This is a genomic window from Clostridium paridis, assembly GCF_016765615.1.
In the GTDB taxonomy this organism is placed as follows: domain Bacteria; phylum Bacillota; class Clostridia; order Clostridiales; family Clostridiaceae; genus Clostridium_T; species Clostridium_T paridis.
The window spans coordinates 40,570-53,368 of the sequence record NZ_JAESWA010000028.1 but is presented as its reverse complement, the minus strand read 5'-3'; the positions used below and the strand labels follow the sequence as shown (position 1 = coordinate 53,368).

Sequence of the window (12,799 nt, the reverse complement as noted above, 5' to 3'; positions counted from 1 at the left end):
TTTTATGAATCTTTCATTTTTATGAAGGCCCTTAGGAATTTTATATTTTTATTTTAAGAAAAACTTAAGGGAATGTTAATTTTATGGTTAGAAGTTATTGGTAACATAAATTAGGTGAAGGGAGGAAGAAGAATGAAAGTATTAGAAGTAAAAAATGTAAAAAAGAAACTAGGCAAAAAAGAAATTATAAAAGGTATTTCTTTTTCTGTTGAAGAAGGAGAGATATTTGGATTTTTAGGTCCAAATGGTGCAGGTAAAACCACAACCATAAGAATGCTTGTAGGACTTATTGCCCCTAATGAAGGAACTATACAAATTTTAGGGCATGATATACAAAAAGACAGAGAAAAAGCATTAGCTAATTTAGGTGCTGTAGTTGAAAATCCAGAACTTTATGGATACTTATCTGGAAGAGAAAATCTTATGCAAATTGCAAGAATAAGAAAAGTACCAAAAGAAGAAGTTGAGGAAATAATTAAACTTATAGGCTTAGAAAATAGAATAGGTGATAAGGTTAAAAAATATTCTTTAGGTATGAAACAGAGACTAGGATTAGGTGCAGCATTACTTGGGAACCCAAAGCTTATGATATTAGATGAACCAACAAATGGACTTGATCCATCAGGAATACTAGATTTTAGAGAAATTGTAAAGAATGCAGCAAAAGAAAGAGGAATGTCTGTATTTGTTTCCTCACATATATTAAGTGAAGTACAACATTTATGTGATAGAGTTGCATTTATTAATGGTGGAGAAATTAAGTCAGTTGAAATGGTAAATGAAGATGGTGTAGCAACACAAAAAGATACTATGGTGATTGTTACTACTGACGATGACAAGGCAGTTGAAGTTATGAAGGAGTTAGAAGCTATTCATAGCGTTAATATATACGATGGAGAAGTTGTAGTTTCTATAGACAAAGGTAACTCCCCTAAATTAGTACAAGAATTAGTAGCTAAAAATATAGAAATCATAGAGATTTATAGAAAACATAAGGGGCTAGAACAAAGATATATGGAACTTGTGGAAGGAGGGGTAAGATAATGTTATTTACGTTAACTAAAAATGAATTAAGAAAGATATTCGGTAGGGGAAAAACCTATGTGGTTTCAATATTATTTGTAGCCTTTGTAGCACTATTGTTTATAGGAAGTAACATAAGTGAAAACAGAGCTAAAAAAGCAAATTCACCAGAAGGAAGAGTAGCTTCTTTAAAGGAAAATATAAGTTGGCTAAATCAAGATCTGAAGCAGCTTGAAGCAAAATCAGCTTCAGATAGCACCATAGAAGCAAAGAAGAGTGATCTTAAGGTAAACATAGATAGAGCTCAAGCAGCACTTGATAAATTAGAAAAACAAATAAAAGAAGGTACTGTAACAGATGATTGGAAAACAAAGTTAGATGCAGAAATAACTGATTTAAAACAACAAATAAATGATGAAACACTACAAGATAGATACAAGACTCAACTTAAAACAAGATTAGATGAATTGAATTATTATAAGGCTAATGATTTAAAGCCTATAGAGACATGGGAGATTAAAGGTTTTAATTTTATTGAAGGAATTATGCAAATATTAGGAATGGTATTCTTAGCAGTGGGTATTGCAATATTTATGAGTGATATGGTTTCGGGCGAATTTACACCTCCTACTATGAAATTCTTAATTATACAACCAGTTTCAAGAGGAAAGGTATTATTTTCAAAATTTATAGCAGTAGTTGTAAGTTGTGTAAGCTTAATATTATCAATTGAAATAGTGGCATTTCTATTAATAGGGCTATTTAAAGGTTTTGGATATGCAAACATGCCAATGATGTTTAATGCAAAATATGCATTTGATATGAGTAAGGTGGAAGATGGAGGACATCCGTTAGTTCAAGTTGCAGGGATAGGTGAAATGATACCACAGTGGAACTTTACAATTAGAATGTTCCTTTTACAGATTTTATTTATAATTGCATGTTGTGCATTTGTATTTTTAGTTTCATCACTATTTAAAACTAGTATGATTTCTATGGCAGTAACAACATGTGTATTTGTACTTGTACAAATATTATCCCAAGTGCTTTCTCCAGTTAAAAAGATAGCTAACTTCTTATTTACATCTTATGGAGACGCAGGGGGACTTTTAAGCGGAAGCATGGCAGTTCAGTATAACAATCCTAATATGACTTTAGCCTTTGGAATAGCAGTAATGGTAATAACAACTATAGTATTCTATATAATATCTCATGTGGTATTCACTAAGAGAGATATATTAATATAATAAGCCATTCATATATATAATGCAAAAATCATATTACATCTCATGGTCCAACTCTTAGTTAAAACGTCTAAGAGTTGGACAGTGACATGTAAATTCTTTAATGCATTATATATTCCTCTATTAATGGATAAACTTATGATATAATTTAAGTAAATATTTAGCTATTAAGTTAAATTCTTATAAGAATATAGGAGGAATATTATGAGCTTGAATTGGAGTTTAAAAGAGTTATATGAATCATTTGGAAGTGCAGAATTTAAAGAGGATCTAAAGAATACTAGTAGTTTGATTGAGGAATATAATGCTTGGGTAAGCAAAATAACAAGTAATTATGAAGATTTATTAAATAAAATAGAAAACTATATAGAGAAAACAAGTGAATTAAAGAACTACTTCTTTAAGCTTGGATCTTTTATCGAACTTTCATTAAGTGTAAACACTAAGAATTCAGAAGCATTAAAAGCATCTGATATACTAAATCAAAATTTAAGTAATATGGCAGAAGCAAATGCAAAATTAGATAAATGGATTGGAGGAATAAGACATATTGATAAGTTAATTTCTTCATCTAAGGTTCTAAAGGAATATGAATTTTTTTTAAAAGAAAAAATTGAAATGGATAAATATGTTCTTAGTGATAAAGAAGAGGGAGTTATAGCTAAAATGCAGAATACGGGATCCACTGCTTGGCTGAAACTTAAAGATTCACTGATTTCAAATCTACAAGTAGAAATAGAAATGGATGGAGAAATTAAGGAATTACCTTTAACTGTTGTGCTTACAATGGCCTATGATAAAGATAAAAAAGTAAGAAAAAAGGCTTATGAAGCTGAAATTAAGTCTTATAAAAAAGTTGAAGATGGAGTAGCAGCTGCATTAAATGCTATTAAGGGAGAAGCACTTACTATAAGTGATATGAGGGGATATAAATCACCTTTAGAGATGACTCTTATAAATTCTAGAATGGAAGAAAAAACTTTAAATGCAATGATGACAGCAATGAAAGAGTATCTTCCTAGCTTTAGAAAATACTTAAGAAAAAAAGCTGAATTATTAGGATATGAAAATGGCCTTCCATTCTATGAATTGTATGCTCCGGTATCAGAGGTTGATATGGAATTCGACTGTGAAAAAGGAAAGGCTTTTGTGGAAGATAATTTTAGAACCTTTAGTAAGCATCTCGGAGATTTTGCAAGAAGGGCTTATGAAAATGAATGGATAGATTTCATGCCAAAGGAAGGAAAGGTAGGTGGGGGTTTTTGTGAAAATCTTCACTTCATAGGAGAAAGTAGAATACTTTTAAACTATGGAAATTCTTTTAATGATGTTGTAACACTTGCGCATGAATTAGGTCATGGATTTCATGGAGAATGCCTAGGGAAAGAAAAAGTATTAAATTCTGATTATCCAATGCCAATTGCAGAAACAGCATCAACTTTCTGTGAAACAATAGTAAAAAAAGCAGGAATTAAGAGAGGAAATCCTGAAGAAGCCTTCTCAATACTTGAAACAGAAATAAGCGGATGTACTCAAGTAATAGTTGATATATATTCAAGATTCCTTTTTGAAAGTGAAGTATTTGAGAGAAGAAGAAATGGAGCATTATCTGCAGATGAAATTAAAGAGATAATGATAAAGTCACAAAAAGAAGCCTATGGCGATGGATTAGATGAAAAATATCTTCATCCATATATGTGGACTTGGAAACCTCATTATTATTATGTAGATAGTAATTTTTATAATTTTCCTTATGCATTTGGATTATTATTTGCAAAAGGGTTATATGCTAAGTATTTAAATAGCGGGGATAAGTTCACAGAAGACTATGAGAAATTATTAGCTATTACAGGAAAAAATAAGCTTGAAGATGTGGCGAAGGTTATGGAAATAGATATTACAAATGCAGATTTCTGGAGAAGTTCTCTTAAGACAATTGAAGAAGATATAGAGGAATTTATAGAACTAAGCAAAAAAATAAAATAGTATTTTAAATTAAAATGGAAGCTAAATTTGAAGTGTACTTGAAAATTAGCTTCCATTCATATTATAAAATAAGAAAATTAAAAAATAACTTAAGAGGATTATTAGTTGTGAAATTTTGTTAAAGGTTGTAAAATAGTATTATTAATAATAAGAGGTGATTCTGTGAGAACTTCGCTTAATATAACTAACAAACTTACTATGCTTAGTGAGATGAGCAATGACTCAACATTTCAAATACTTCAATATGATGCATTAGAAGGTGGCAGTGATATAGATAATGCCATTAAACTAAAATATATGAGAGATGCTGGAATCAAATTAAAGCAGGTTAGGATTATTTTAGATGAGAGCTCTGTGAATATAGGCCCAGGAACGTTAAGCTATATGAAGGGTGACATAACTATTAGCAATAAAGTAGGCGGCGTAGTTGGATTTGGTAAAAAAATATTTGCAAGTAAAGTTACAGGAGAACCTTTATTTAAGCCACAGTGTGAAGGTACAGGTGAGATATTTTTAGAACCTAGCTTTGGACATTTTGCACTAATAGAGTTAGAAGATGAAGAAATAATAGTTGATGATGGACTATTTTTTGCGTGTGAAGGTAGTATTGAAGTAGGGGCTGCTAGAGTCAGGAGAATTAGTGCAATGGCTTTTGGTGAGGAAGGATACTTTCAAACTAAACTTTCAGGAAGTGGAATAGTTGTTTTAGAGATACCTGTTCCAGAAAAAGAAATTTTTAAGTGTACATTGATAAATGATACTTTAAAAGTAGATGGTAATTTTGCTATACTAAGAAGTGGTGAAATTGAATTTACTGTTGAGAAAAGTACTAAATCAATAGTTGGAACTGCAACTGCAGGAGAAGGATTACTTAATGTTTATAGAGGAACAGGACAAATATGGCTTATCCCAACTAAAAATATATATAATGAGCTAAAGACAAAGGGGTTAGAATATGAATCTAAGCCTCATGGTGATATAGATACGAATGTTTAAAGCTCAAAAAGTTTGTAAGGAGGAAGAAAAATGAGTATCGAAGTTGTTATATCTTTAGTATTAGTAGGAGCACTTTTAATCGGTGGAATTATTATGAATATAAAAATTGAAAAGTTAGAGAAGATGAATAAGTTAGAAGAAAAAAAGAATAAATAGAACATTAGGGGGGTGGCTTTAGGATAGAGCTACCCTTAATTACGGACACTTTTATAGAGTTATGCATATAGTGAAATAAGTGATTTCAAAGGGAATTATAGGGTTTTATGAAAATGTTTATATTGTAAAGTTGTATCAAGTAAGTATTTTTTGTATAATTATATTTGTGAAAAATTTATTACTTAAAACGAAAGAGTGAGGTAATTTTATATGGGAAGAATGTTTGGAACAGATGGGGTAAGAGGAATAGCAAATACTGAGCTTACATCAGAGTTAGCATATAACTTAGGTAGAGCTGGAGCTTATGTGTTAACGGAGGGAACTCATAAACCGAAGATTTTAGTTGCTAAAGATACTAGAATTTCAGGAGATATGTTAGAATCAGCATTAATAGCAGGTATACTTTCTGTTGGAGCAGAAGCTATTTCATTAGGGGTTATACCAACACCAGCTGTGGCATACTTAACAAGAAAATATGGAGCAGATGCAGGAGTAATGATTTCAGCATCTCATAATCCAGTTGAATATAATGGAATTAAGTTTTTTGATGATAAAGGATATAAACTTTCTGATGAATTAGAAGATGAAATACAAAGAGTAATAGAAACAGGATTTGAGGAAGTACCTTCTCCAATAGGACCTGATTTAGGAAGAAGAATAGAAGAAGTAGGTGCGCTAGAAGATTATATAGAATTTGCTAAAGAAACTATTTCTGTAGATTTGAGAGGAGTAAAGGTTGCATTAGATTGTGCTAATGGGGCATGCTATTCAGCTGCAGTTAAAGCTTTCAGAGATCTTGGAGCAGAGGTATATGTAATAAATGATAATCCAGATGGAACTAATATAAATGAAAAATGTGGATCAACGCATCCAGAAGAGTTAATGGATTATGTAGTTAGAAAAGGGTGCCATGTAGGTTTTGCATTTGATGGAGATGCTGATAGATGTTTAGCAGTAGATGAAACTGGTAAATTAATTGACGGCGATTTTATAATGGCTTTATGTGCAAAACATCTTAAGGAATTGGGAAGATTAAAGGATGACACTTTAGTTGTTACAGTAATGAGTAACTTAGGACTAATGCTTGCTTGTGAAAAGGAAGGAATCAAAACATCTATAACTAAAGTTGGAGATAGATATGTTTTAGAAGAAATGATGAAAAGTGGTCATGTATTAGGTGGAGAACAATCAGGACATATTATATTCTTAGAATATAATACTACTGGAGATGGACTAGTTACTGCTTTGCAAGTTGCTTCAACAATTAAGAGAAGTGGAAAATCATTAAGCGAATTAGCAGGTATAATGCATCAATTGCCACAGGTTTTAGTTAATGCAAAAGTACCTAATGATAAAAAAGATATTCATGAAACAGATGAAGAAATTAAAGTTGAAATAAAGAAGATAGAAGAAGCACTTCATGGTTGTGGAAGAGTACTTATTAGACCTTCAGGTACAGAACCACTAGTTAGAGTTATGTTAGAAGGAGAAAACCAAGAAGAAATTGATAAAATGGCTAACGAATTAGCAGCATTAATCTTAAAAAAAGCTAATGCTTAGTATATAATTTAATATTACTAGATTGTAAAACCGTAATAAAATGCATTTTTGTTACGGTTTTCCTATTTAAATAAATTAGATAAGTTGATATAATTAGCTTAAAATTATACTAATGAAACAAAAATTATACCTTGAAAAATCTACCTTAAATGAACTTCTGGCAATAATATTGAATATATTTCAATATATAATTTTTGAATGACTTATTTCAAAGGAGAATAAAGAAATGAATATATCATTTGCTGTAATAAGTGACATTCATCTAAAAAGTAAGACTACAAAAGATGAAAAAAAATTTAAAAAAGCGTTAGAAGTAATAAATAGACTAAGACCTGAATTAGATGCCATGATTATTGCTGGAGACATTACTCATGGAGGGAAAAAATCAGAGTATGTTAAATTTGAAAATATATATAATGAATATGGAAATCCTAATGCAGAAAGGATTTTCGTTATGGGAAATCATGATTATTGGAATGGATTGCCTATTAAGATGGCTCAAAAAAGGTTTAGAGAATTTACAGGAGGATTAATTCATTCTCACAAAATTATAAAAGGATTCCATTTTATTTCTGTAAGCACAGAAGGTAGATGGAGAGATGGACACTTTACTTCAAAATTATTAAAATGGGTTAAAGAAAGACTTGAGATAGCAAAAAATGACGATCCTAAGAAACCAATATTTTTTACGGTTCACCAGCATATAAAAGGTACTGTGTATGGAAGTGAAGAGTGGAGTAATAAATCATTTTACAATGTTTTGAAGGATTATCCTCAGGTTGTAACATTTACAGGACATTCACATCATCCTTTAAATGATCCTAGATCAATACACCAAAGAGATTTCACATCTATAGGAACTGCATCTGTTAGCTATATAGAAATGGAAAAAGGAAAAGTGAATGGAAGTATTCCACCAAGAGCTGATGAGTTTTCACAAGGATTATTAATAAGCGTATCTGAAGATAATAAAGTTATAATTGAAGCCCTAGATTTCGTAAATGAAAAGATTATAAGTACTCCATGGGTGTTAGAAGATATTGGAGATAAGTCTAAGTTTAAATATACTGATGATAGGTACAAATGTGGAATTAAACCATATTTTAAAGGTAAAATGGTCAAATTAAAAGATGTTACAAGTGATTCAGTGACAATAATATTTAATCAAGGAAAGCATAAAGATTTTATTCATTCTTATAAAATCGAGGTTATTAATAAAATTACAGGTAAAATTCATAAGGAATTTTTAGCTTTTTCAGATTTTTATTTAAATAAGTCAAAGACTAAACTATCAGTTAAGTTAACTGGGCTTATGAAAAATACAAAATATAATCTTAAAATAAAAGCATTGGAATCCTTTGGACATGAAAGTGAAGATTATTTAACGGCTACGTTTGAGACAATGAATAAATCTAGAATTAAGACAATAACTGATAATATAATGCTTTGTGTAGAATATTTATTCCCATCAGCACAAAAAAGATAAAAAAGAGAATTAAAAAAATCTCTTAGGCAAAAAATATAGCTGAAGGGAGTGATAGTTTTGGTACAAAGAAGAGAAAATAATGCATTACAAAAAGGTCAAAGAAGGCAAAAATTGCATAACAATCAAAATAATAGAGGCACTGATAAAAAACCAGCTGAATATGAAAACTTTAATGGAGAAGAAATCAAATAAGAATTAAATAAAAATCTACAAGTTTATTGCTTGTAGATTTTTTCGTTTATGTATTATTTCTTTTTTCACGAATAATTGTAAAAGTTGATAGAAGTATGGATAAAACTAAAAGAAATAGTGGAAGTAGCCAAGGCTTATCAAGCATAACATAGGATTTCCAGGAGAATAAAAAGTCAATCATTTACTAAAACCACCTTTATGTAGAAAAAACTTTTTTGTGCAATGCTTTTTTTATAAGGATAAATACAAATAACAGAATAGGTAGAACATAAAATAAAGGAAACCACAAATTATAGGGTACTATTTTAACACCTACTTCTATATGTTCTGGGCCACTAGAAGCCATATTTGTTCCAAGATACAAAACAATCAAGGAAACTGGAATAATTGTTTTATTTTTATTACTTGTATAAAGTAATTTCTGTACACCTTTAATTGCGCAAAATATATGAATAAATAATTTGAAAAATGCTGTTGTTAGAAAGAATAGTACATTTATAGCATCTAGATTTTCGATGAATTTACCTATGCTAATAGTTCTGATTAATCTATATAGAGGTAAATTGCTTCTGGAAAAGGTAGTTGCCCCTACAACAATAATAGCTAAAATATCAAGTAACGCAATAAACAATCCCGATACTAAGGTTGCAAGTAAAGTACTTTTAATTAGTTTGTTTTGATCTTTTACTTCTGGCCAAATCATTGAGAATTCAATTGTTTGACCAAAGGTCTGTGTTATTCCTAAGGGAACAACTGAGTTAAATATATTCTTAAAACCTTTATCTATAAAAGGTTTGAGATACTGAAAATGCACAGTATCAGAAAAAAATATTAATATAATTTCTAGAACTGAAAGTATTAATATAATTGGAAGAAATAATTCACCTAATCTTCCTATTATTTCAAGGCCTGCATATAAAGCATAAACAATAACGAGTATAAATAGTATCTGCACTATAAAGCTTGGGGTTCTAGGGAGAATTGTATTTGGAATTAATAGTTTTAAATCTTGTAATCCCCGTCCCCCGTCATACATAAACTCAAGAACATAGAACCAAGCAATAGGAAATCCTATCCATTTTCCAAGGTGCTTTGGAAACCATTCAATTAAAGTCAAACCAGGATTAGCCTTTGATAAATAAAGGTAGAGTAAATTTATTAATAATCCTATAAAGGTTGATATCAAAACGGAAATCCAGGCAGCTCTTCCAGCTTCTGCAGCGAACCCAAAAATAATGGTGCTTCCAATCTCATACAAAACCATTAGAGAAAATAATTGAAAGTTTGAAATCTTTTGCATTCTAACTCTCCTTAAAGAATTAAATATTTATTTTATAAGGTCTTCCTCCTTTTTTAAAATTGATTTTGAATCAAAACCTGTTGAAAAGATTTTTACATTACAATTAATAATAATTTTTGATTTAGAAAATTCACTATTCCAGTGATCTTTAAAAATAGTATCCCATTGCTTGGGATATTTGCCATGGACCTTTGCACCAAAGCCTACCACGTCTAATTTGTATTGCTTTTGTATTTTTTCTAAAGATTCATTAATCATTTCAGTAATCTCTTTTGCATACATTTTTTGAGCATATTCAATTGCTGAATGACTGCTTAAATCTAATTTTGATGAACTTTCATATATAGTAGCGTCTGCAAATATATTTACATTAAATTCAACTGTATCACCTTTTAAGATGGGATCTATTTTAGTTTTAACTCGTTCTATTCTTCCAGATATTAAGCCACCGCCTTTTTCATTAGGAATTTTAGCGGTTATCATTCCATTATTGATTTCATTTTTTAACCAAAGAATACCTCTAGTTTCTCGATCAGTTATAAATCCAGCTAATTTATCATCCTTAAATAGTGCAGATCCTGGAATTGATAATAAAGACTTGCTTTTTGAACTGCTATAATCCACAGAAGATACTCTTTGAATTATAGGTGCTATGGCCTCGACACCTTCTTCAGTTATTGCATATAACATATCCTTATATCTCATTTTGAGTGCTAAGTTTAAGTCTTCTAATTTCCCAACTTCCTCAAAAGGGGTATTCTCGATTGGAGATTTTACCTCTAAAATATCAGAAGCCTTGCCCCTAGAAAATAAAATATATGTCTTCAAGGGAACTTGTTGATCTCTTGAAAAAAAATCAAGTATATCAGAAAGTCCCGAACTAGCAGTGGATTCTCCAACTATTAGGCATTCAGCCTGTGATAAAAAAATTTCTCTAGATAATTTTAATTCTATTTTTCTATAAGCATCTATTATATTTTCTCCCTCAGCTGAAACTAAGATAGTATCATTTTGGCCGCTAGAAACTTCACCTTTATTAGTTGATTGTCTAGGTATTGAAGATAAAAGTGTAAGAGAAATTGTTCCATCTTTATTAGTATCAAGAGCTATTGCTGAAACTATTAAGAGGTGGTCTAATTCTTTCTTATCCCAACAACCAACTAGAGATGTACATATCATCAAGAATGTAATAAACAAGGATAATACTTTCTTGTATCTCATAATATATTCACTCCTAAACTTGCTCGCATAGATGCTTAATTTTAAGGATTATTTTTGCGCCTAATATTTTTCTTGTTTATATATTCGGGGCGTTTATTCATAAATGGCCAAGGAACTCTAACCACAACATCTTTAAGGCTGGATAGGTCTAGTGGTGCTAATGGTGATAAATAAGGTGTACCAAAAGAACTTAATTTTGCCATATGAATTAATATAGTAAGAAAACCAATAAACATTCCATATAGTCCAAAGGTTCCGGCAAGTACCATCATAAAAAACCTAAGAACTCTAACTGATAGAGAGAGATTATATCTAGGAATTATAAATGAGGCTATTCCTGTTATGGAAACAATTATAACCATCGATGAAGAAACTATTCCAGCTTTTACGGCGGCGTCGCCTATTACTAAAGCACCAACAACGCTTACAGTTTGCCCAGTACCACTAGGTAGTCTAAGTCCAGCTTCTCTTAAACCCTCAAAAAATATTTCCATTACTATAGCTTCAATAAGTACTGGAAAAGGAACATTTTCTCTTGATGCCCATATGGTGAATAATAATTTTTTAGGGATCATGCCTTGATGAAAAGTTAGTAAAGCAATATAAAAAGAAGGCAAGGAAAAAGCTAAACCTAAAAAAATATATCTTACAAAACGAATCATAATACTTGGAAGATACCTTTCATAAGAATCTTCACTAGTTTGCATGGTTTCAAAGAGAGTTTGAGGTGCCATAAGAGCAAGAGGCGTATTATCAATAAGTATACCTACGTGACCTTCAAGCAGGCTACTACAAAGTTTATCTGGACGCTCAGTATAGCCAAATTGAGAAAAAACAGAGAAATGGTTGTCTTCTATTAATTCTTCAATATAACCACTTTCAAGTATGGCATCAATATCTATATTATTTAATTTATCTTTTATATCTTTTACTAGAGAGTCACTAGCAATGCCATCTAAGTAACTTACATATATGATTGTTTTTGATAGTCTTCCAACTAGAAGTTTTTCCATTTTTAAAGAAGGAGTTTTGAGTCTTTTTCGTACTAGAAGTAAATTGGTTTTTATATCCTCAGTAAATCCATCTCTTGGGCCACGAACTACAGGTTCCATAACTGGTTCAGTTACGTTTCTCTTCACGTATTTCTTAACATCTAATGAAATAGCTTCTTTAAGTCCATCTATCATAAGGATAGCGTTACCCCTAAGGATATTATCTATAGCATCTTGAAAAGAAACGATTTTATTTACATCCCCAATTGAAACTACGTGTTCTCTTATAAAACCATTAAGATCATTAGAATTATTTGAAGAGTTATCGAGGTTATTAAAGTTATAACTAAGTAATGGTCTAAGAATATTCATATCGATTTGTTCGACATTAACGAATTCATCTATATAAATAAGCAGAGCATCAAGTGATTTATTTATTTTAAATTCTCTAAAAACAATATCTGAACAGTTATTTAGTATTTTCCTAAATTCATTATAGTCATGAGATAAATTACCGCTAAAGTTCTTATTATTTTGCGGATTATATTTAGAAGTGTTTTTAGATGATTTCATGGACCTACCCTCCCTTTATTAAGATTAAGTTTCTCATTTAGATAAAATTTTATGCTTATTGGTATAATAT

Annotated in this window: 12 protein-coding genes; 8 read left to right on the top strand and 4 right to left on the bottom strand. The window is 30.4% G+C overall.

Annotation, left to right across the window (positions count from 1 at the left end):
- The first annotated feature begins 132 nt into the window (after positions 1–132).
- The 8 genes from JK634_RS18920 (at position 133) to JK634_RS20595 (ending at position 8,643) form a co-directional block, all read left to right on the top strand.
- On the top strand, positions 133–1,044 hold the full coding sequence (locus JK634_RS18920; protein ID WP_202769315.1) for an ABC transporter ATP-binding protein: 912 nt from the start codon (positions 133–135) through the stop codon (positions 1,042–1,044).
- Positions 1,044–2,270 carry an ABC transporter permease subunit gene (locus JK634_RS18915; RefSeq protein ID WP_202769314.1) on the top strand — a complete coding sequence of 409 codons (1,227 nt, stop codon included), beginning with the start codon at positions 1,044–1,046 and terminating at the stop codon, positions 2,268–2,270. The genes JK634_RS18920 and JK634_RS18915 overlap by 1 nt, the downstream gene beginning before the upstream one ends.
- A 201-nt stretch (positions 2,271–2,471) precedes the next feature.
- Positions 2,472–4,253: a M3 family oligoendopeptidase gene (locus tag JK634_RS18910; RefSeq protein WP_202769313.1), complete on the top strand. Its 1,782-nt coding sequence runs from the start codon at positions 2,472–2,474 to the stop codon at positions 4,251–4,253.
- A 162-nt stretch (positions 4,254–4,415) separates the two neighbouring features.
- Positions 4,416–5,249 (top strand): AIM24 family protein, encoded by an 834-nt coding sequence (locus JK634_RS18905; RefSeq protein WP_202769312.1) that lies wholly within the window; start codon positions 4,416–4,418, stop codon positions 5,247–5,249.
- 30 nt (positions 5,250–5,279) lie between these two features.
- Entirely contained in the window at positions 5,280–5,405 is a 126-nt protein-coding gene (locus JK634_RS20600; RefSeq protein ID WP_274601380.1) for a hypothetical protein, read from the top strand.
- 210 nt (positions 5,406–5,615) lie between these two features.
- A complete protein-coding gene (glmM, locus tag JK634_RS18900) occupies positions 5,616–6,965 on the top strand; it encodes a phosphoglucosamine mutase (RefSeq protein WP_202769311.1) in 1,350 nt (449 codons plus the stop codon).
- 226 nt (positions 6,966–7,191) lie between these two features.
- Positions 7,192–8,451 (top strand): metallophosphoesterase, encoded by a 1,260-nt coding sequence (locus JK634_RS18895; protein ID WP_202769310.1) that lies wholly within the window; start codon positions 7,192–7,194, stop codon positions 8,449–8,451.
- Between the two features lie 57 nt (positions 8,452–8,508).
- Complete coding sequence (locus tag JK634_RS20595; protein ID WP_274601378.1) at positions 8,509–8,643, top strand: clostri-philic family protein; 135 nt, start codon at positions 8,509–8,511, stop codon at positions 8,641–8,643.
- Between the two features lie 46 nt (positions 8,644–8,689).
- Here the strand turns inward: JK634_RS20595 and JK634_RS20590 are convergent, their stop codons facing one another.
- Genes JK634_RS20590 through JK634_RS18880 form a run of 4 tightly spaced genes read right to left on the bottom strand, consistent with a single transcriptional unit; the run spans position 8,690 to position 12,729 of the window.
- A complete protein-coding gene (locus tag JK634_RS20590) occupies positions 8,690–8,824 on the bottom strand; it encodes a hypothetical protein (protein ID WP_274601377.1) in 135 nt (44 codons plus the stop codon).
- Between the two features lie 15 nt (positions 8,825–8,839).
- Positions 8,840–9,943 carry a GerAB/ArcD/ProY family transporter gene (locus tag JK634_RS18890; RefSeq protein WP_202769309.1) on the bottom strand — a complete coding sequence of 368 codons (1,104 nt, stop codon included), beginning with the start codon at positions 9,941–9,943 and terminating at the stop codon, positions 8,840–8,842.
- Between the two features lie 27 nt (positions 9,944–9,970).
- The gene (locus JK634_RS18885; protein ID WP_202769308.1) at positions 9,971–11,164 is read right to left on the bottom strand and encodes a Ger(x)C family spore germination protein; all 1,194 of its coding nucleotides are present in this window, start codon (positions 11,162–11,164) and stop codon (positions 9,971–9,973) included.
- Positions 11,165–11,205: 41 nt separating this feature from the next.
- Positions 11,206–12,729 (bottom strand): spore germination protein, encoded by a 1,524-nt coding sequence (locus JK634_RS18880; protein ID WP_202769307.1) that lies wholly within the window; start codon positions 12,727–12,729, stop codon positions 11,206–11,208.
- Between the last annotated feature and the right edge of the window lie 70 nt (positions 12,730–12,799).